The sequence below is a fragment of the Aestuariimicrobium kwangyangense DSM 21549 genome (assembly GCF_000421525.1).
GTDB lineage: Bacteria > Actinomycetota > Actinomycetes > Propionibacteriales > Propionibacteriaceae > Aestuariimicrobium > Aestuariimicrobium kwangyangense.
Window position 1 is genome coordinate 1019638 of record NZ_ATXE01000001.1, and the last position, 18749, is coordinate 1038386.

General features: G+C 68.7%; 20 protein-coding genes and 1 pseudogene. 13 read left to right on the forward strand and 8 right to left on the reverse strand.

Annotated features, from left to right (window positions below):
• Window positions 1-204: 204 nt before the first annotated feature.
• A complete protein-coding gene (locus H507_RS0104505; RefSeq protein ID WP_022909523.1) occupies window positions 205-1179 on the reverse strand; it encodes a hypothetical protein in 975 nt (324 codons plus the stop codon).
• A gap of 336 nt (window positions 1180-1515) precedes the next feature.
• Between H507_RS0104505 and H507_RS0104510 the strand changes: the two genes are divergently transcribed.
• Window positions 1516-2760, forward strand: a complete 1245-nt coding sequence (locus H507_RS0104510) for an FAD-binding protein (RefSeq protein WP_022909524.1) — start codon at window positions 1516-1518, stop codon at window positions 2758-2760.
• 166 nt (window positions 2761-2926) lie between these two features.
• Here the strand turns inward: H507_RS0104510 and gndA are convergent, their stop codons facing one another.
• On the reverse strand, window positions 2927-4372 hold the full coding sequence (gene gndA, locus H507_RS0104515) for an NADP-dependent phosphogluconate dehydrogenase (protein WP_022909525.1): 1446 nt from the start codon (window positions 4370-4372) through the stop codon (window positions 2927-2929).
• Between the two features lie 226 nt (window positions 4373-4598).
• Here gndA and H507_RS14700 point away from each other — a divergent pair, with 226 nt between their 5' ends.
• The 4 genes from H507_RS14700 (at window position 4599) to H507_RS0104535 (ending at window position 8585) form a co-directional block, all read left to right on the forward strand.
• Entirely contained in the window at window positions 4599-6065 is a 1467-nt protein-coding gene (locus H507_RS14700; protein WP_245558816.1) for a mannitol dehydrogenase family protein, read from the forward strand.
• Between the two features lie 70 nt (window positions 6066-6135).
• The gene (locus tag H507_RS0104525) at window positions 6136-6864 is read left to right on the forward strand and encodes an ABC transporter ATP-binding protein (protein ID WP_022909527.1); all 729 of its coding nucleotides are present in this window, start codon (window positions 6136-6138) and stop codon (window positions 6862-6864) included.
• Window positions 6861-7598, forward strand: coding sequence for an ABC transporter permease (locus tag H507_RS0104530; RefSeq protein WP_022909528.1), 738 nt, complete (start codon window positions 6861-6863; stop codon window positions 7596-7598). The genes H507_RS0104525 and H507_RS0104530 overlap by 4 nt, the downstream gene beginning before the upstream one ends.
• An 87-nt stretch (window positions 7599-7685) precedes the next feature.
• Complete coding sequence (locus H507_RS0104535; RefSeq protein WP_022909529.1) at window positions 7686-8585, forward strand: TolB family protein; 900 nt, start codon at window positions 7686-7688, stop codon at window positions 8583-8585.
• Here the strand turns inward: H507_RS0104535 and H507_RS14705 are convergent.
• Window positions 8570-9001 carry a VOC family protein gene (locus H507_RS14705; protein ID WP_022909530.1) on the reverse strand — a complete coding sequence of 144 codons (432 nt, stop codon included), beginning with the start codon at window positions 8999-9001 and terminating at the stop codon, window positions 8570-8572. The genes H507_RS0104535 and H507_RS14705 overlap by 16 nt on opposite strands.
• Before the next feature lie 84 nt (window positions 9002-9085).
• Window positions 9086-9718 carry a peptide-methionine (S)-S-oxide reductase MsrA gene (gene msrA / locus H507_RS0104545; RefSeq protein ID WP_022909531.1) on the reverse strand — a complete coding sequence of 211 codons (633 nt, stop codon included), beginning with the start codon at window positions 9716-9718 and terminating at the stop codon, window positions 9086-9088.
• A 151-nt stretch (window positions 9719-9869) separates the two neighbouring features.
• Between msrA and H507_RS14710 the strand changes: the two are divergent.
• Window positions 9870-10325 (forward strand): annotated as a pseudogene (locus H507_RS14710) (GtrA family protein); the annotation flags it as partial.
• Between the two features lie 62 nt (window positions 10326-10387).
• Here H507_RS14710 and H507_RS17625 read toward each other — a convergent pair.
• Window positions 10388-11104, reverse strand: a complete 717-nt coding sequence (locus tag H507_RS17625) for a uracil-DNA glycosylase (protein ID WP_022909533.1) — start codon at window positions 11102-11104, stop codon at window positions 10388-10390.
• A gap of 108 nt (window positions 11105-11212) precedes the next feature.
• Between H507_RS17625 and H507_RS0104555 the strand changes: the two genes are divergently transcribed.
• Together H507_RS0104555 and H507_RS0104560 are read left to right on the forward strand one after the other, a co-directional pair.
• On the forward strand, window positions 11213-12226 hold the full coding sequence (locus H507_RS0104555) for a prolipoprotein diacylglyceryl transferase (protein ID WP_022909534.1): 1014 nt from the start codon (window positions 11213-11215) through the stop codon (window positions 12224-12226).
• A 2-nt stretch (window positions 12227-12228) separates the two neighbouring features.
• The gene (locus tag H507_RS0104560) at window positions 12229-12669 is read left to right on the forward strand and encodes a DUF2089 domain-containing protein (protein WP_245558817.1); all 441 of its coding nucleotides are present in this window, start codon (window positions 12229-12231) and stop codon (window positions 12667-12669) included.
• Window positions 12670-12749: 80 nt separating this feature from the next.
• Here H507_RS0104560 and greA read toward each other — a convergent pair whose 3' ends face one another.
• Both greA and H507_RS0104570 read right to left on the reverse strand, forming a co-directional pair.
• Window positions 12750-13262, reverse strand: a complete 513-nt coding sequence (gene greA / locus H507_RS0104565; protein ID WP_022909536.1) for a transcription elongation factor GreA — start codon at window positions 13260-13262, stop codon at window positions 12750-12752.
• A 40-nt stretch (window positions 13263-13302) separates the two neighbouring features.
• A complete protein-coding gene (locus tag H507_RS0104570) occupies window positions 13303-13737 on the reverse strand; it encodes a DUF4307 domain-containing protein (protein ID WP_022909537.1) in 435 nt (144 codons plus the stop codon).
• 96 nt (window positions 13738-13833) lie between these two features.
• Between H507_RS0104570 and mca the strand changes: the two genes are divergently transcribed.
• Complete coding sequence (mca, locus tag H507_RS14715; RefSeq protein ID WP_022909538.1) at window positions 13834-14742, forward strand: mycothiol conjugate amidase Mca; 909 nt, start codon at window positions 13834-13836, stop codon at window positions 14740-14742.
• Between the two features lie 18 nt (window positions 14743-14760).
• Window positions 14761-14952: a hypothetical protein gene (locus H507_RS14720; RefSeq protein WP_022909539.1), complete on the forward strand. Its 192-nt coding sequence runs from the start codon at window positions 14761-14763 to the stop codon at window positions 14950-14952.
• On the opposite strand, the gene H507_RS14725 is transcribed toward H507_RS14720, so the two are convergent.
• The gene (locus H507_RS14725) at window positions 14927-15880 is read right to left on the reverse strand and encodes a phosphotransferase (RefSeq protein ID WP_022909540.1); all 954 of its coding nucleotides are present in this window, start codon (window positions 15878-15880) and stop codon (window positions 14927-14929) included. The genes H507_RS14720 and H507_RS14725 overlap by 26 nt on opposite strands.
• A gap of 214 nt (window positions 15881-16094) precedes the next feature.
• Between H507_RS14725 and H507_RS0104590 the strand changes: the two genes are divergently transcribed.
• The 3 genes from H507_RS0104590 to H507_RS0104600 are packed head-to-tail and all read left to right on the forward strand — an operon-like array spanning window position 16095 to window position 18724.
• Complete coding sequence (locus H507_RS0104590) at window positions 16095-16424, forward strand: rhodanese-like domain-containing protein (RefSeq protein ID WP_022909541.1); 330 nt, start codon at window positions 16095-16097, stop codon at window positions 16422-16424.
• Window positions 16425-16484: 60 nt separating this feature from the next.
• Entirely contained in the window at window positions 16485-17894 is a 1410-nt protein-coding gene (locus H507_RS14730) for an MBL fold metallo-hydrolase (RefSeq protein ID WP_022909542.1), read from the forward strand.
• Window positions 17891-18724, forward strand: coding sequence for a sulfite exporter TauE/SafE family protein (locus H507_RS0104600; RefSeq protein WP_022909543.1), 834 nt, complete (start codon window positions 17891-17893; stop codon window positions 18722-18724). The genes H507_RS14730 and H507_RS0104600 overlap by 4 nt, the downstream gene beginning before the upstream one ends.
• Window positions 18725-18749 lie beyond the last annotated feature (25 nt).

The window sequence follows — 18749 nt, forward strand, 5'->3', positions numbered from 1 at the left end:
GCGCAGTTGGCGCAGCTGCCCTCCCTCCGCACCATCTGCCCTCGTTCGACGCACCTGCCCCATGCCTGTCCGGGGGCAACTGCGCGGAATGGGGGCAACTGGCACCCTTCGCGGCAACTGGCACCCTTCGTGGGCAACTGGGACGAACCCGAGCAGCCGGACGGCAGCGGGTCAACGGGCACGGGTCCACCCGACGCCCTCGGCTCAGCGATTCACCTCGGCGGTGATGTCGACCCCTTCGAGGTCGGTGATCACCGCCTGACCCCCCACCACCCATCGGATCGCGGGCAACGAGCGCCGGTCGCGCATGTCGATGGTGTAGCTGATGTCGGCGTCCACGGGCTTGTCGTAGCGGGCGGGTAGGTCGGCGATGATGGTCGCCAGGATGTCGGCGGTGACGTCGCTGGCAGCGAACATCGGCCAGTCGGAGGTCTCCTTCTTCGACGAGGTCCACACCGGTAGCTTCGAGGCCCTGGTACGTCTCACCATCACACCGGGGTCGTTCGGGTCCGGGGCGTCAACCCAGAGCCCCATGCCCTTCTGGTACCCGAGTTGGTGCAGTTGGGTCCGGCCGCCCAGGGCGTCCTGCAGTCCCTCGGCGATGCCCTGCTTCGACCGGTAGTCGAGTTCGTGGATGGGGGAGGCGTCCGGCCTGAAGAAGACCGGACGCGACTCGGGCCGCGTGCTGACCACCATCAGTACCTGACCCGGGTTGTACTCGACGATCTGGAGTTCCTGGTTCGAGGTCGACCCCGACAGTGCGCCGGCGATGCCGAAGATCATGGTCAGGTCGTCGAACTGGAACGAACTCGGGTCGAAGGTGGCCTGCTTGATGTACTCGATGTCGCTGGTCACCTCCTGCACGGTGGCGGCCTCCCACGCCCAACTCTTGACCTTCGATCCGTCCAGCACCGACAGCACCGCCCTGGTGGCCGTCAGGTCGACCTTCAACACCGGCAACTCACCCGAGGCGCGGCGCAACTGGTTGACGGCCGAGCGTGCGTGTCCCTTGTCGGTGAGGGGTCGCGGGGTGGCCGAGGCGCTCGGTGTCAGGCTCGAACCCGGCCAAGAACTGGACGACCCGCTGGGGCCGGGGGACGCCTTCGAACCCGGGCGTGTGCACGAACCCACGAGGGCCACGGCCGGGACCAGGAGCAGAAGGCGGCGACTGACTGGCACACCCTTCAGGGTACCCAGTCGGTCCAGACGCCGCGCCCTCAGACCGCCCGAGCTGCCAAGCCCCTCCGGACCTGCGTTCACCCGCGGGAAAAAGGGGTTGAGCCCAGACCGCCGCCGACCTACCGTTGAGCCACACAGGAAAGGAGGTGGTCCAGCGATGTATTCGACTCGACCTTGTGAGGTGGTCTGCCGCTGAGGCAGCCGCTTGAGGCACTGCCTCAGCGAATCAACCCAGACCATCGGAACCCGCGAGGTCGGCCCTGGTCGAGCCGACAGCCCCTGAGGGACACTCGCGGGTTCTCCCATGCCCGGCGTCCATCCGACAGACTGGTCGCCATGAGCGAGAACCTTGACTGGCCGGGCACGAACTGGTGCGGCAACGTCGACTACACACCCGCCCAGCTGGCTCGTCCCCGCAGCGTCGAGGAACTGCAGCGACTGGTCGCAGCCTCCCGCTCCATCAGGGGAGCAGGGTCCGGACACACCTTCAATGCCATCGCCGACGCCGAGGTGATGGTCACCACCGCCGATCTCGGTGGTCGGATCGAACTCGAGGGTGACCGGGTCTGGGTTTCGGCGCACACCCGCTACGCCGACTTGTGCCCCCTGCTGGACGAGGCCGGGTGGGCGCTCCCGGCCCTCGCGTCCCTGCCGCACATCAGCGTCGCCGGTTCGGTCGCGACCGGCACCCACGGCACCGGCGACCGTACCGGCAATCTGGCCACTCAGGTCACCGCCCTCGAACTGGTCACGGCCTCGGGCGACCTGCTGCACCTCGACAGCGACCACCCTGACTTCGCGGGCTCGGTCGTCAACGTCGGTGCGCTCGGTGTGGTGACCAGACTGCAACTGCAACTGGAACCCCGCTTCGACGTGGCGCAGCGCGTGTTCACCGGCCTGAGTTGGGAGGTGCTCGAGAACCACTTCGACGAGATCACCTCCGCGGCCACGGCCGTCAGCCTGTTCACGCTCTACGGCGACGTGGTCGAGGAGGTGTGGCTCAAGCAGCGCCTCGACCGTGGCCCCTTGGCCACCGAACTGTTCGACGCCCCGGCTGCCACCGAGACCCTGCACCCGATCGTGGGGCTTGCCCCCGACAATGTCACCGAGCAGTTGGGTGTGCCCGGCCCGTGGTACACCCGCTGGCCGCACTTCATCCCCGAGAAGGCCCCCGCCAGCGGCAAGGAGATCCAGTCGGAGTTCTTCGTCCGACGTGACCGGGCCGTCGAGGCGATTGCGGCGATGCGTCGACTACGGCCAGTGCTGGCCGAGGTGCTGATGATCTCGGAGATCCGCACCATTGCGGCGGACGACCTGTGGCTGAGTCCGGCACAGGGGCAGGACGTGGTCGCGCTCCACTTCACCTGGCAGCCTCGCCCGGGCGCCATCGTGCCCGTGTTGGCACAGGTCGAACAAGCGTTGGCACCGCTCGCTCCGCGCGTGCACTGGGGCAAATTGCTGGTCGACGATCGCGGGATCGCCGACCGATTCCCGCTGGCGGGGCAGTTCCGGGAGTTGGCGGCGCGTCTCGACCCCGAGGGCAAGTTCGTCAATCCGTGGTTCACTCGCGTCTTCGGCTGACTGGATCGGCCTCACAAGCACAGACCCCGACAAGCACAAGGGCCCCGTCCATGGGACGGGGCCCTCAGCCGTCGTGGTGCATGCCTGAGTTGGTGGTCCCCCCGAACCCCTCCTCGGCCACCACGCGTTCAGGTCCACCCGGTGCGGCACCGGGTGGCGGGACAGCTCAGTGGCTGTCCTCGGCTCTGACCTCAGACCTGTCACCCGACCACAGCGTGTGGAAGGAACCGTCGTCGTCAATGCGCTTGTAGGTGTGCGCCCCGAAATTGTCCCGCAGCCCCTGGGTGAGGGCCGCGTTGAGTCGCGGTGCGCGTGCTTGGTCATAGTGTGCCAGAGCCGCTGAAAACCCGGGAACCGGGACACCCGCATGAACCGCCTCGGCGATCACGCGCCGCCACGAGTCCTGGGCGTCGGCCAGCCCTGCCTTGATGGAAGGTGCCTCGAGCAGGGTCACCAGCTGGTTGGCGGCGTACTCGTTCGAGATGCGGTCGAGCAACTTGGCGCGGATGATGCACCCGGCCCGCCAGATCCGGGCCACGGCCGCGACGTCGATCTTCCAGCCGTACTCCTGGGCTGCCATCCGGATCTCGTCCAACCCCTGGGCGTAGGCGATCACCTTGGACGACCACAGGGCCTTCCGCACGTCCTCGACGAAGGCGGTCCTGTCCTCGACCTGGACGGTGCGGTCCGGTCCCTCGAGCGATGCCTGGGCGGCTGCGCGCAGTTCGGGGTGGCTCGAGACCGCGCGTGAGAACACGCTCTCCGCGATGGTGTTGACCGGCGTACCCAGGTTGAGGGCCGACTGCACCGTCCACGTACCGGTGCCCTTCATGCCCGCCTGGTCGAGGATGACGTCGACCAACGGCTTTCCCGTGCGCGCGTCGGTCTGGCGCAGCACCTCGGCGGTGATCTCGATCAGGAACGAGTCGAGGTCGCCGGTGTTCCACTGGGCGAAGATGTCCGCCGCCTCGTCGGTCGAGAAGCCGGCGCCCTTCAGCAGTTCGTAGGCCTCGCCGATGAACTGCATGTCGGCGTACTCGATGCCGTTGTGCACCATCTTGACGAAGTGGCCAGCGCCATCGGTGCCGATGTAGGTGCAGCAGGGCTCGTCACCGACGTGGGCTGAGATCTTCTCCAGGATCGGTCCGAGTGCCTCGTAGGACTCCTTCGATCCCCCGGGCATGATGGACGGCCCTTCCAGCGCCCCGACCTCACCGCCGGAGATGCCCGCCCCGACGAAGTGGAAGCCCAACTCGCGCAACTTGGCCTCACGGCGGCGGGTGTCCTCGTAGAAGGCGTTGCCTCCGTCGACGACGATGTCACCGGCTTCGAGGTGGGGGATCAGCGAGTCGATGGTGGCATCGGTGCCCTTGCCCGCCTGCACCATGATGACGATGCGGCGGGGCTGCTCGAGCGAGGCCACGAACTGCTCGACCGTCTCGGCGGGCAGGAAGGTGCCCTCGGAGCCGTGCTGGTCGATGACGTGCTGGGTCTTGGCCAGCGTGCGGTTGAAGATGGCCACGCGGTAGCCCTTGTGGGCCATGTTGCGGGCCAGCGACGACCCCATCACGGCCATGCCGATGACGCCGACCTCTGCGAGCTGTTCTGACATGTGCTGCACTCCTGTTGTCGATCCATCCGAGCGGGACGCGGGGCGCCGCTGCGGCGCAACGCCGATCCCCTTGTTCCTACGCTCCCACACGTTGTTTCTACGCTCCCACAAGGCTGGGCTGCCAAGGGTTGCCATTCATTGCCCATACCCCCGCGGGCTCGTCCGGTGCCGGCCCGGCAACCGGGGTGCGGACGGGACACCACTCGAAACAACACTGGGCAACACCATGCCTGAGCCCATGCTCGGGAGTTGGCTGGATACGTCCACGGCTCGCGACCGAGCCCGTCCCGACCAGGAGGCCGGCATGACCAGGCACCTCGCCCGTTCGACCGATTCCCGTGCCGCGGCGCCGGTGCGCATCGTGCACCTGGGCGTCGGCAACTTCTTCCGGGCCCACCAGGCCTGGTACACCGAACAGGCCCACGACGCGGGGGAGTGGGGTATTGCCGCCTTCACCGGGCGTTCGGCCGCGATTGCCGACGAACTGGCCCCCCAGGAGGGGCTGTACACCCTGGTCACCCAGCATCCCGAGGGCAACCAGTACTCGGTGATCGGGTCGCTGTCGGCCGTTCATCCGGCAGCCGACCTGCAGGCGCTGCGGGGCTACTTCGCATCGTCCGACCTGGCCATCGTCACCTCGACGGTCACCGAGGCGGGGTACCGACGGTCGGCCGACGGGTCCCTCGACACCGCCGACCCCGAGGTGTCGGCCGACATCCGGGCCCTGCGCCAGGACCCGCTGAACGGCACGGTCACCACTGCCCCCGGCAAGTTCGTGGCCGGACTGCTGGCCCGACGTGCGTCCGAGCCGGAGGCGACGCTCACCTTCGTGCCCTGCGACAACATCTCGGGCAACGGAGAGATGGTGCGGCGGGTCGTCACCGAACTGGCCGCCGCGGTCGACCCGAGCCTGGTCGACCACATCGCCGAGCGGGTCAGCTTCGTCACCACCATGGTCGATCGCATCACCCCTCGGCCGACGGTGGACGACCTGGCCGCAGTGGTGGCTGACACCGGTGTCGACGACCCGGCCGCCGTGGTCACCGAGCCCTTCTCCGAATGGGTGCTCGAGGGCACGTTCCCGGCGGGGCGTCCCGCATGGGAAGACGCCGGGGCCAGGTTCGTCGACGACATCGAACCGTTCGAGACCCGCAAGCTCTACCTGCTCAACGGATCCCACACCCTGATGGCCTACGCCGGCTCGATCCTCGGCTTCCAGACGGTCAACGAGGCCATCCATGACGACCGGATACTCGACTGGGTGAACCAGTGGTGGGACGTGGCCGCCCGCCACCTGACGCTCGGTACCCGCGAGGTGGACGAGTACCGGGCGGCCCTGCTGGAGCGCTACCGCAACCCCAAGATCCGCCACCTGCTGGCCCAGATCGCCGGCGACGGGTCACAGAAGGTCCCGATCCGACTCGTGCCAACGATCAAGGGTGATCGGACGAAGGGCGTCCTGCCCACTGGTGCCCTGCGCGCGGTCGCTGCCTGGACCCTGCACCTGCGAGGACTCGGTGCCCCCGTCAACGACGCGCGAGCCGCTGAGGTGGCACCCCTGGCCGACGGATCGCTGGAACAGTCGGTGCAGCACGTGCTGGAGTGGCTGGGTCTCGGCGGTGACGCCGAGGTGAACGCCGAGACGTTGCGCCTGGCGCGGGAACTCGAGTCCTTGGCGGGCCCCTCCCACTGACACGGGCAACCGTCACCTCGGGCGGCCACACCACTAGGCTGGAGCCACACGAGGAAGTGAGGGGGCGAGCGTGCCCAAGCACGGTCAGGCCGCCGTGGTCGTCGAGAACCTGGTGGTGCGCCGTGGGCGCCTGGAGGTGCTCCACGGCCTGAGCTGCGAGCTGCCGCCGGGGCAGGTGACGGGGCTGCTCGGGCCCTCCGGTGGTGGCAAGACGACCCTGATGCGTTCCATCGTCGGTGTGCAGCGGGTCGTCTCCGGACGAGTGACGGTGCTCGGCGAACCGGCCGGGTCGAGGGACCTGCGGCATCGGCTGGGCTACGTCACCCAGGCGCCCAGCATCTACGGCGACGCGACGGTCCTCCAGAACGTCAGCTACTTCGCACAACTGGCGGGGGCCAGCCGTGCTCGGGTCGCGGAGGTGATCTCACAGGTGGGGCTCGACTCACACGCGTCGGCGCTGGCCACCCGCCTCTCGGGTGGGCAGGCGAGCCGCGCCTCGTTGGCGTGTGCGCTCGTGGGCGACCCTGAACTGCTGGTGCTCGACGAGCCCACCGTGGGACTCGACCCGCTGTTGCGGGAGGACCTGTGGCGTCTCTTCCACGAGTTGTCGGATGCCGGGCACACCCTGCTGGTCTCGAGCCACGTCATGGACGAGGCCCGGCGGTGCGACCGGCTGCTGTTGCTGCGCGAGGGACGACTGGTCGCCGACGCCACCCCCGGCGAGTTGGCCGAGCGAACCGGCACCGACGACCTCGAGCAGGCCTTCCTCCGACTCATCCGCGCCGAGGAAGTCGCATGAACCCCCGACTCGGGCTGGCGACCGCCCACCGCTGTCTGCGGCAACTCGCCCATGACCGTCGCACCGTGGCCCTGATCGTCCTCGTGCCTCCGATGCTGCTGTTCCTGCTGCACGCCCTGCTCAACGGCAACGAGCGCATCTTCAACTCCATCGGGCTGATCATGCTCGGCGTCTTCCCGTTCATCATCATGTTCCTGGTGACCAGCATCGCGATGCTGCGGGAGCGCACGTCGGGAACCCTGGAACGGCTGCTGACCACGCCCATCCACCGCACCGACCTGCTGGCCGGTTACGGGATCGCGTTCGGCTTGATGGCCGCCCTGCAGGCCGTGATCGCGGTGGCGGTCGCCTACTGGCTGTTCGACCTCACCACGGCGGGGTCGGCCGGCTGGGTGGTCGGGATCGCCGTGCTCAACGCCGAGTTGGGTGTCGCGCTGGGGTTGTTCGCTAGCGCGTTCGCCGCGACGGAGTTCCAGGCCGTGCAGTTCATGCCGCTGATCGTGTTCCCGCAACTGCTGTCAGCAGGATTGTTCATGCCCCGGGACCAGATGGCCACGTGGCTGCGCGCGCTCAGTACCGCCTTTCCGCTGACCTACGCGGTCGAGGCGTTGCAGCAGGTGGGCGCCCATGCCGACCCGACGAGTACCTTGTGGAAGGACCTGGCGGTGGTGGCAGGGGTGTTGGTCGTCTGCATCGTGCTCGCCTCCCTGACTCTTCGCCGCCGGACCCCCTGAGCGACCCGCACCTGCCCATCCGCCCGCACACCTGGGCGACCCCGACCCCCGAGCGACGACATCCGACCACACGAAAGAGGGACGCACATGGCACCCCGTGAACTACTGCCGGGCCAGCGGGCCGAGATCTGGATCATCGATGTCGACAGCGGCGAGCGGAGGCTGCGCTGGGCGTCGTCCGAGGTCCTGGTCGAGGCACCCAACTGGCATGCCGACGGTCGACTGATCGTGAACGCCAACGGTCAGTTGTTCTCCCTCGAGGCCGACGGCGACGACGCGCCCTCCCCGCTGCCGATCCATGGACTCGACGACCTGAACAACGACCATGTGCTCGACCCCGACGGTCGGCACATCTTCGTGTCCGACTCCGGTACCCGCCACATCCACCGCGCCGACCTGACCACTGGCGAACAGGTGCAGGTCACCGGTGACGACGGCGGGCTGTGGCACTTCCTGCACGGCGTCTCACCCGACGGCCGCGAGATCGCCTGGGTGGGCCTCACCTTCTCGGAGGACGACGGCGTGCGCACGAACCTGTTCACCAGCCTGGCCGTGCAGGCCGAGGGCCTCGCGGCCTCGCCGGGACGTCACCAGCTCACCGATGACGCCTTCCCCGACGACGGTCCCGAGTACTCACCCGACGGCCAGTGGATCTGGTTCAACTCCGAGCGGGGCAGCGCCGAGCCGGGTCACGCGCAGGTCTTCCGCATGCCCGCCAAGGGAGGCCACCCCACCCAGTTGACCTTCGACGAGCGGGTGAACTGGTTCCCGCACGTGTCACCCAGTGGCTGCAAACTCGTCTACCTGAGCTTCCCCACCGGCACGGAGGGACACCCCGAGAACCGTGACGTGATCCTGCGCGAGCTGTACTTCGACTCCGGGTACCGCGATCTGGTGGCGTTGCCCGGTGGTCAGGGGACGATCAACGTGAACTCGTGGTCGCCGGACTCGACGCGGATCGCCTACGTCGCCTATCCGTTCGACTGATCGACGCCGGTGACGGGGCGGTGCTGCGACGCTGCGTCCAGCGCCGCGAGTTGGTCACCCTCCCACGCCCCGCCCTCGTCCGCGACGAAGCAGAACTCGTTGCCGGACGGGTCCGACAGCACCGCGAAACCTGCCCGGGGCCGCCCTTGGAGGGGTGTCACGATGCGCGCGCCCAACTCGAGGGCCACGCGGGTCGCCTCCTCGATGTCCTCGACCTCTAGGTCAAGGTGCAGCCGGTTCTTGGCAACCTTGGCCTCTGGCACCTGCTGGAACGCCAGTCGCACGGGCTTGGATTCGACGACGGCCCAGCCCTCGCCCATCGCAGCCCAGCGGGCGCCGAAGATCGCCCCCCAGAACGCCGCCAGCTCGGCTGGCACCGCGCAGTCGACCACCACTTCTTGCACCCGAACAGCCACGGCCGCTCCTTCCCGGATGCGCCGCACAGTATCCCGACCGGCTGACCGGCTCACCAGCGGGTCACGCTTGCGCCGGCGCGGAGGTCAGCTCGCCCGGCAGGTGACCCCGGTGGCATGCACCGGGCAGTAGCCGTTCGGGTTCGCCTCCAGGTACTGCTGGTGGTAGTCCTCGGCCAGGTAGAACTCACCCGCCGGAGCGATCTCGGTGGTGATCCGCGAGAAGCCCGCACGGCTGAAGGCCTGCTGGTACTCGTCACGGACGCGCTCCGCGACGGCAGCCTGCTCGTCGTCGACGGTGTAGATGGCGGAGCGGTACTGGGATCCGACGTCATTGCCCTGGCGGTCGCCCTGGGTGGGGTCGTGGTTCTCGAAGAAGATCCCCAGGAGGTCGGCGAAGCTGACCACCGTCGGGTCGAAGGTGACGCGGACCACCTCCGCGTGACCAGTCCTTCCCGAACAGACCTCACGGTAGGTGGGGTTGGGGGTGAATCCACCCTGGTAGCCGACGGCCGTCGACAGCACACCCTCGGTCTGCCAGTAGAGCTTCTCGGCCCCCCAGAAGCAGCCCAGCGCCAAGTAGGCGGTCTGGGCGCCGGGGAAGTCGCGATCGAGCTTGTCTCCGAAGATGCGGTGGAACGGCGCCTGGGTCAGCACCGGTTCGGCTCGTCCCGGCAGGGCAGTCTCGGCTGTGACGGGGGCCTGGTTGAATCCGAACATGTCCCCAGCCTAGGCGGCCCGGCCCGGCGGGCGACATTGTGATCGCCCACGGCTGAGAATCACGCTCGACGCGCCGGAGGGGAGCGCACGCCAGGCGTCCAATCTCGACGCCACTGTTGGCTGCCGGAGCCACTGCAAGCACAATGGACGAATGACACCGAGCACCCGCCTGGGCAACGCCGCCCAAGTCTTCGAGCGCTTCACCGGCGCGGTGCACGCGGTACTTCCCGGGCCGCTCAAGCGGCTGCCCGAGACCTTCATCGGGTACGCCGTGATCAACGGCTCGTCGTTCGCACTCGACCTGCTGCTGTTGAGCCTGTTCTTCGGTCACCTGCACCTGCCGTACCCGGTGGCGGTCTCGCTGGGCTATGGCACGGCCTGCGTCTACTCATTCGTGATCAACCGCTGGCTCAACTTCCGCTCCCACGGACACGTCGGGGCCCAGTCGGCCCGCTACGTCGTGACCATGACCTCGAACTACGTGATCTGGATCCTCGGGTTCTCGTGGTTGATGGAACACCTGGGTGTGCAGTTCCAGTTGGCCCGGTTCATGGCGGCCTGCATCGAGGGCATCTACGTCTATGTCCTGCTGCGGTGGTGGGTCTTCCGCAATGTGCGGGAGGTGGCGCCGGCTGCACATCCGGCTGCCGCTCCGAGCCAGAGCAGTCTTCAGTCCTCGTCGCCCTTGGCGGCCGTGGAGTCGACGGGCAGCCTCCAGTCGACGGGTCCTGAGCCGGCGGCCTCCAGCATCTGATTGGCCCGGCTGAACGGGCGCGAACCGAAGAAGCCCGACCGAGCCGACAGCGGCGAGGGGTGGGCGGACTCGATCACCGGCACGCCAGCCGATGACAGGGTGGGGGCCAGGCTGCGCGCGTCCCTGCCCCAGAGCATGGCGACCAGTGGGCCGCCGCGCTGGGCGAGCACGTCGATGGCGTGGCCCGTGACCTGTTCCCAGCCCTGGTTGCGGTGCGATCCGGGAGCCCCCGGGCGTACGGTCAGCACCCGGTTGAGCAGCAGCACGCCCCGCTCGAACCACGCCGTCAGGTCTCCGTGCTCGGCCGGCTCGATGCCCAGGTCGTCACGCAGTTCGGTGTAGATGTTGACCAGGCTCCGCGGCAGGGGGCGAACCTGCGGCTCGACCGAGAAACTCAGTCCGACCGCATGCCCGGGGGTGGGGTAGGGGTCCTGGCCGACGACCAGCACGCGCACATCTGCCAGCGGGCGCGAGAAGGCCCTCAGCACTCGATCGCCGGAGGGGAGGTAACTCCTGCCCGCGGCCACCTCTGCCCGCAGGAAGTCCCCGGCCCGACGAATCGCCGGTTCCACGGGCCGCATGGCCTCGGCCCAGTCGGGGGCCATCAACTCCGCCATCGGACGAGCACTCATGGGTCCACGCTAGCGATCAGCGTTCCGGTCTGCGGCGACCCCGGCTCCTCCCTGAAGTGCCAAGGGCTCCCTGTCAGATTGGCAAGGCGGCCTTGTAGTTTGGGCGCCATGAGCGACATCACCTCCATCCTCGAAGACCTCGCCGCGGGTCGGATCGACGCCGCCGAGGCTGCCCACCGCATCGAAGCGGCGAAGGCCGCCTCACCCACCGTGCCCGACCCCGATGTGCTGCCCCCTCAGGAGCCCTCGCGACGCGGCTCCTACGACGAACTCGATGGCGGACGGCCGCAGTTCGCCTCACATGCGCGGGAGAGCTTCCGCCGGTCCGAGCCTGACGACTCGTCCGGGCAGCAGCCTTCGCGTGATCAGGAACCATCCGCTCGTCGGCAGTCCTCGTCGGCGCAGCAGGCCGCCCCCGAGGTCAACCTCGACGAGGTTCCCGAGTCGGCCGCGGCCGAACCGGGTGCTCGTCCGGCGGGTTCGAAGGGTGTCGACCGGGTCGTGGTCCGTGCCACCGGTCGGAGGGTGCGGATCATCGGTGACCCCAAGGTGGCCACCCTGTCGGCCGACGGACCCCACGTCCTGCGACGCACCGGTCGCGTGCTCGAGGTGACCAGCGACGGAGACCTCGGGCCCTCCCTCGACGGGTTCTCGATCGTCCGACCGCCGAAGTCGCTGGACGACCTGCGCTCGGTCGGGCTGGGCAAGGCCCTCACGTTGCGGGTCAACCCCGCCATCGCCGTCGACGCAGAGGTGACCGCCGGCAGTCTCAAGGTGGTCGGTGTGCCAGTGCTCGGAAAGATCCGGGTGACGGCCGGCTCGGCCAGTGTCACCGATGTCGTCGAGGTCAACGACGCGCTCGTCCAAGCCGGATCGGCCTCGGTGGAAGGGCCCCTCAAGCAGGGACGATCGAGGGTGCGGGTCGAATCGGGCTCGCTGTCGGTCAAGCTCACCGAGGGCGCCAACGTCACCATCAAGGCCGACGCCCACCTCGGCAAGGTCGCATGGCCGGTCGAGGGACAGGTGGACGAGTACGTCGTCGGCAACGGTTCGGCTCGGCTCGACATCGGTGTCGTGATGGGGCACGCCTCCATCAAGGTCGACGAGACCGACGGGAACTGACGATGCCTCGTGCACACGGACTGGTGCGGGCAATGGCGGACCGCACCAGGCGGCGCCAACTGGCCGAACCCAAGCACCGCGCGCCGGGGGAGTGCCCCGTCTGCGGCGAGACGTTGCTGACCATCCGGCTCGGCTGTCCCGGTTGCGGCACCGAGATCGTCGGCGAGTTCGACCCGTGCGAGTTCTGTGCCCTGGATGACGCCGAACTGCACCTGCTGCGGCTCTTCCTGGCGGCCAGGGGCAACCTCAAGGAGGTCGAGAAGCATCTGGGGGTGAGCTACCCGACCGCACGGTTGCGGCTCACCGGGTTGCTCGCCAAGTTGGGGCTCAGCGGTGAGGCGGACGAGGATCCGGGCCTCACCGCCGAGCAGGTGTTGAAGGAGGTCGCCCAAGGAGCGCTGACGCCCATCGAGGGCGCCAGGCTGATCGAGAGCCTGGGCTGAGTCGGACCCTGCCCCGACCAAAACATCAGCGCCTGTCCCCGACCGGGAACAGGCGCTGATGCTTGTCTGCAGGGTCTGGGTCAGGGTGCGAAGATCTCCACCTTGGTGACGGTGACATCGATCTTCTTGCCGTTGGGTGCCTCGTAACTCACCTTGGCACCCACCGGCTGGCCGGTCACGGCCGCTCCGAGGGGGGACTGGGGTGAGTACACCTGCACCTGCTCCACGGACTCGTCCAGCCCGAGCAGTTCGCGGCTGCCGAGCAGGAAGGTGTCGGTGTCGTCCTCGTCGCCGAAGTAGGCGACGGTGACGAGCATGCCCGGGCCGGCCTGGTTGGTGTTGCGGGGGGCTTCCTCGACCTTGGCCTTGCGCAGGACGGCCTCCAGTTGGCGGATACGCGCCTCCTGTTGCCCCTGCTCCTCACGGGCGGCGTGGTAGCCACCGTTCTCGGAGAGGTCACCCTCGCTGCGGGCCTCGGCGATCTTGGCGGTAACAGCCGTGCGGCCTTCACCCTTGAGGTATTCGAGCTCATCGCGGAGCTTGTCGTAGGCCTCTTGGGTCAGCCACACGGTTTCATCAGTGTTTGCAGACATTTCGCCAGCATACTCAAGGGCCCCGTCATTGGCCCGTTCATCAGGTGCGTTGGCACCCGACGAGGATGGCTGTCGTGGCCCTCAGCGAGGTGTGGAGCGTCACTTCCTGGGTCGTGTCCTGAGTGCTCCCCGAGACCGGGAAGGTCCTTTCGCCCACCACTTCACCGCTGATCGCCTGAGCCTGCACGGTGCAGGTCGCCGCGACGCCGGGATCGGGGCGGTGCACCTTCACGGTGGTGACCACGGTCTGGTCGTCCACGACTCGGTAGCCGTGGAGTTGCCCCGAGACGCCCGGGGTGGCCCGCTCCAGACCTGCCCACACCATCCACCCGCCCAGCAACACGGCGATGACGAGGGCTGCTGCCACCCAGCTGCCGCGGCGGCCTCGGGGGTACCGTGCGCGGATGCGCTGCCGGTCCTCCTCGGTCAGCTCAACACCACGGGCGAGGTTGGGGTCAGCGTCGGGTGAGGGCACTCGTCCATTCTGCCCGGTCAGCATCGTGGCACGAACACCGCCCCGTGCTTGCTGGGCGGGATGTCGGCGGGGCGAAGGTTGGGCACAATGGGGCGCATGTCTTCCGACCTTCGCCTGCTGAACGTGCACGCCCACCCCGATGACGAGTCGAGCAAGGGGGCGGCCACGACGGCTCGCTACGTCAGCGAGGGCGTGCGGGTGATGGTCGCGACGTGCACCGGTGGTGAGCGCGGCTCGGTGCTCAACCCCAAACTCGACCGCCCCGAGGTGTGGGAACACATCGCCGAGATCCGTCGTGGAGAGATGGACCGTGCCCGCGAGATCCTCGGCATCGAGCAGGCCTGGCTGGGATTCGTCGACTCGGGACTGCCCGAGGGGGACCCCCTGCCGCCGCTGCCCGAGGGCTGCTTCGGGTTGACCGACCCGACCGTCTCGTGCGGGCCGCTGGTCAAGCTGATCAGGGAGTTCAGGCCCCAGGTGATGACCACCTACGACGAACGGGGCGGCTACCCCCACCCCGACCACATCATGTGCCACAACATCAGCGTCGAGGCCTTCCACCAGGCAGCCGACCCCGAGGCCTGGCCCGAGCACGGCCCCGCCTGGCAAGTGAGCAAGTTGTACTACCACATGGGCATGCACCGGTTGCGGTTGGCTGCGCTCGACGCAGCCATGCACGAGGCGGGCATGGACTCCCCGTACCGGGAGCGCCTGGCGCAGTGGGACGACATGCACTACGAGACCAGGATCACCACGCGGGTCGACTGCGGCGACTGGTTCGAGGTGCGTGACAACGCACTTCGGGCCCACGCCACCCAGGTCGACCCGGACGGCTTCTGGTTCCAGGTGCCGCGTGAGATCCAGCTGAGGGTCTGGCCCACCGAGGACTACCAGTTGGTCGAGTCGATGGTCGACACCGAACTGCCCGAGGACGACCTGTTCGCCGGGCTGCGCGTGACCCCGCACCCGTCGGCCCACGCCCGGGGTGAGGACTTCACCATCTGAGCGGAGTAGCCTCGAGCCATGGTTCCCGCGTTCGCCATCGGCTCCGGCCCGCTCACCCTGCTCGTCTTCGTGGCGCTCGGCGCGTTCGTGGTGCTGGGCTGGTACAGCCTGCGGCGCAACCTGAGGGGCATCGACTTCAACGACCGGGGGTCCCGCGCCAGCGGTGAGCCCGGTCCCACCCCGGTCAGCCCGGACGAACGTTCGTCCTGAGCGCACTGTCGAGGTAGGCGCATCCCTCCTCGTCATGCCCGAGTCGGCGCAGGTAGAGGCCGGTCGTGACCCGCTCGATCCCCGCCCAGGCGAGGATGGCTGGTGCATCACATCCGGTCTGTTGGGCCAGTTCGGACGCCTTCGCCCTCAGCATGCCCCGCGGGTCGTCGGCGGCGAGCAGTTCCGTCGTCCAACTGCGCAGCACCACGCCCAAGTCGTACTCGGGTTCGCAGCCCCCGGTGCCGTCGGCATCGACCAGGACCGGCTCACCGTCGTCGCGCACCATCAGGTTGCCGGCATGGGGGTCCCCGTGCGAGCAGACCAGCCGATCGGGGCGGTAGGCCCTGAGTCGCCCGCGGGCAAGGTCGCGCGCCGCTTCGACGGCCGGACGATGTCGGGGTTCGGCGAGGTGGCCGAGCTCGTCCAGCAGGCCGAGCAGGCCCTCCGCCTTGTGTCGCGCCGGGGGCACCGCAAGCGACGCGGTGGCCTGCCAGAACTTCAGGAGTGCCCCTGCGATGAGGCCGGGGGAGGTGTCCCACGACTCAGCCGGCCCGGGCCGAAGGCGCTCCATCAGTAGCGCACCCCGGTCGACGTCGGAGGCGAGCACCCGGACACAACCCCGCCCAGCAGCCTCGTCGAGCACTCGGAACTGGGCGGCGGTGTACTCGTCGGGAAGTACCAGTTTGAGGACGCATTCCCCGGGCCACCCGCCGGTGGCCCGAGCGCCGCTGGCCGGCAGGACGAGTGACCAGGCGCCGCCCTCGTAGGGATCTCCCACGGTGAGCCCCCAGCGTTCGCACAGGTCGCTCACCAGCGCCGGCAGGCGGGTCGCCCAGGCACGGGCCTCGGGCCCGGCGTGGGTGAGGGTGGTCGTCAATCGGGCGGGCAGCCTCAGCGGTGCAGGGAGGTCGGGAGGGGCGGCGGTCATGGGTCCATCCTGCCGTGGCGGTGGGCGATCCATCTTCGTCCTTCGGGGGAACACCTCGTCCGGAGCGAGCAACTCTTCGCGGCCCTGCACGGTTCTGGATCGCCCGCTCGCCAGAGCCTGCCAGACCTGATTCCTGGAATACCCCCCGGGGTGTTATGGTTACGAACTGTGATACCCCCCCGGGTATCCATTTCACCCCAGGACAGGAGCCAGCATGAGCAGGAACACCCCCGAGATCACCGTCGACCAACTCGCGACCGTGTTGCGTGACGGCGCCAATGTGATCGACGTGCGCGAGCCGGGTGAGTACGTGGAGGGCCATGTACCGGGTGCACAGCTGATCCCGATGGGCCAGTTGGCCAACCGGATGCGTGAGCTCGACAAGTCCGCCCCTCTGTACGTCGTGTGCGCCTCGGGCAACCGCAGCGCCTCGATGACCGACCTGCTGGTCGCCACCGGCTTCGACGCCTATTCCGTCGCGGGTGGCACCTCGGGCTGGATCCGGTCCGGCCGTGAGGTCGTCACCGGAACGCAGCTCCGCTGAGCGCACCTGAGCCGTCCGACCCCATCCCCGGCCCCACCACACCGATTCTCGGAGGAAACCATGAGTACCGACACCACCCCCGACCTCACGATCATCCCCATCGAGACCCCGACCCTGGGCGACCGCTCCTATCTCGTGCATGACGGCGAGGTTGCATTCGTGATCGATCCTCAACGCGACATCGACCGCGTGCTCGACCTGCTCGAGGAACAGGACGTCCGGTTGACGCACGTGTTCGAGACCCACATCCACAATGACTACGTGACCGGTGGACTGGCGCTCTCGCGCCGCACGGGCGCGGTCTACCTGGTCAACGGCGCCGACCACGTCTCGTTCGACCGCACCCCGATCAGCGGTGACGAAGTCATCGAGGTGGGTGCGCGGATGAGGGTCACCGCCCTGGCCACGCCCGGTCACACGTTCACCCACCTGTCCTACGCCCTGGCCGATGCGCTCACCGGCGAGGACGTGGCCGTCTTCACGGGCGGCTCCTTGTTGTACGGCGCCACGGGCCGTCCCGACCTGCTCGGTGAGGAGTTCACCGACGAACTGGTGCGTGCCCAGCACGCCTCCGCGCATCGGCTGGCGGAGACCCTGCCCGATGATGCAGAGGTCTTCCCCACCCATGGGTTCGGGTCGTTCTGCTCGGCCACCCAGTCGGACGCCACGTCGTCGACCATCGGTCAGGAGAAGCGATCGAACCCGGCGCTCACCCAGGACGAGGAGACCTACGTCCGGGTGCTGCTCGCAGGCCTGTCGGACTACCCCGCGTACTACGCCAAGATGGCCCCGGCCAACAGCGCTGGTCCCTCCGAGCCTGACCTGTCCGAGCCGGCCCAAGCCGATCCGGTCGAACTGCGCCGCCGGATCGAGGCCGGTGAGTGGGTCGTGGACCTGCGCAACCGCACCTACTTCGCCGCCGGTCACGTGCCCGGCTCGCTGAACTTCGGCCTCGACGGCGGCTTCGCGACCTACTTGGGCTGGCTGATCGCGTGGGGCACGCCGGTGACGCTGCTCGGGGAGACTCCGGAGGACGTCGCCACCGCCCAGCGCGAGCTGGTGCGAATCGGCATCGACCGACCTGCCGCGGCCGCCACCGGCGGACCGGCCGACTGGGTGGCTGGAACGGGCGTCGAACTCGGAACCTTCAAGACCGCCACCTTCGCCGACCTTGCCCAGGTGCGCCACCACCGTCAGGTCACCGTCCTCGACGTGCGTCGGGCCGACGAGCATGCCGGCGCCCACATCGAAGGAGCGCTCAACATCCCGCTGCACGAACTGCCCACGCGACTGGGCGACGTGCCAGCCGGCGAGGTCTGGGTGCACTGTGCCGCAGGCTACCGAGCCTCGATCGCTGCCTCCTTCCTGGCCGCGGCCGGGCTTCCGCTGGTGGCCATCGACGACTCCTTCGACAATGCCCGGGCTGTGGGTCTGCAGCTGGTGGACCCCGACCCGACCACGGCGGCGTGAGCCCCGCACTGCTGACCGTCGCCGCTGTCGCGGGGCTGCTGATCGGGCTCAGCCTGGGAGCGCTCGGCGGCGGCGGGTCGGTGCTGGCCGTCCCCGTGCTGGTCTATGCCCTGGGTGAGAGCCCGGGGCAGGCCACCACCGGATCCTTGGTGGTGGTCGGCCTGACCTCCCTCATCGGGGCCATCACTGCCCATCGCGCCGGCAACCTGCTGCTGGGACGAGGAGTCGCCTTCGGTGTGATGGCCATCGCCGGCGCAGCCGTGGGCTCCAAGGCGTCCAGTCTGGTGCCCGGGCCGGTGCTGATGAGCGCCTTCGCAGTACTGCTGGTGGTGGTGGCCGCAGTGATGGTGACGCGGCAGGTCAAGGCCCGCGCTCGATCCCGGGAGAAGGCGCCCAGCCCTCGGACCCATCTCGACGAGCCCATCGTGACCCTCAGGCCTTTCAGCTGTGCGTGGGGGCGAGCCGCGAAGGTGGTGGTCACCGCCACCGTCGTCGGGCTGCTCACCGGTTTCCTCGGTGTGGGTGGGGGGTTCCTGATCGTGCCCGCCCTGGTGCTCGCGCTGGGACTTCCGATGGGCAAGGCCGCCGGCACTTCCCTGGTGGCCATCACCATCACCTCCGCTGCGGCCCTGGTCGTCCGGGCCGGAACAGCGGTCCAGCCCGACTGGGCCCTGGTGGGCCTGCTCACGCTGCTGGCGGTCATCGGCGGCTGGCTCGGTGCCAGGCTGGCGACCCGGGTGCACACGGACCGCCTGCAGACGGCCTTCACCGGGCTCCTGCTGCTGGTCGCCGCCTACACCGCGGTCCAGGCCGTTCCCGCCATTATCTGATTCCACGCACCAGGAGAAGCCACCG

Coding starts and splice junctions, on each gene's coding strand:
- H507_RS0104590 (WP_022909541.1), top strand. CDS start 16,095: ATGAGCAGGAACACCCCCGAGATCACCGTCGACCAACTCGCGACCGTG.
- H507_RS0104560 (WP_245558817.1), top strand. CDS start 12,229: ATGCCTCGTGCACACGGACTGGTGCGGGCAATGGCGGACCGCACCAGG.
- mca (WP_022909538.1), top strand. CDS start 13,834: ATGTCTTCCGACCTTCGCCTGCTGAACGTGCACGCCCACCCCGATGAC.
- H507_RS17625 (WP_022909533.1), bottom strand. CDS start 11,104: ATGAGTGCTCGTCCGATGGCGGAGTTGATGGCCCCCGACTGGGCCGAG.
- greA (WP_022909536.1), bottom strand. CDS start 13,262: ATGTCTGCAAACACTGATGAAACCGTGTGGCTGACCCAAGAGGCCTAC.
- H507_RS0104510 (WP_022909524.1), top strand. CDS start 1,516: ATGAGCGAGAACCTTGACTGGCCGGGCACGAACTGGTGCGGCAACGTC.
- H507_RS0104555 (WP_022909534.1), top strand. CDS start 11,213: ATGAGCGACATCACCTCCATCCTCGAAGACCTCGCCGCGGGTCGGATC.
- H507_RS0104535 (WP_022909529.1), top strand. CDS start 7,686: ATGGCACCCCGTGAACTACTGCCGGGCCAGCGGGCCGAGATCTGGATC.
- H507_RS14725 (WP_022909540.1), bottom strand. CDS start 15,880: ATGACCGCCGCCCCTCCCGACCTCCCTGCACCGCTGAGGCTGCCCGCC.
- msrA (WP_022909531.1), bottom strand. CDS start 9,718: ATGTTCGGATTCAACCAGGCCCCCGTCACAGCCGAGACTGCCCTGCCG.
- H507_RS14700 (WP_245558816.1), top strand. CDS start 4,599: ATGCCTGAGCCCATGCTCGGGAGTTGGCTGGATACGTCCACGGCTCGC.
- H507_RS14730 (WP_022909542.1), top strand. CDS start 16,485: ATGAGTACCGACACCACCCCCGACCTCACGATCATCCCCATCGAGACC.
- H507_RS0104530 (WP_022909528.1), top strand. CDS start 6,861: ATGAACCCCCGACTCGGGCTGGCGACCGCCCACCGCTGTCTGCGGCAA.
- gndA (WP_022909525.1), bottom strand. CDS start 4,372: ATGTCAGAACAGCTCGCAGAGGTCGGCGTCATCGGCATGGCCGTGATG.
- H507_RS14720 (WP_022909539.1), top strand. CDS start 14,761: ATGGTTCCCGCGTTCGCCATCGGCTCCGGCCCGCTCACCCTGCTCGTC.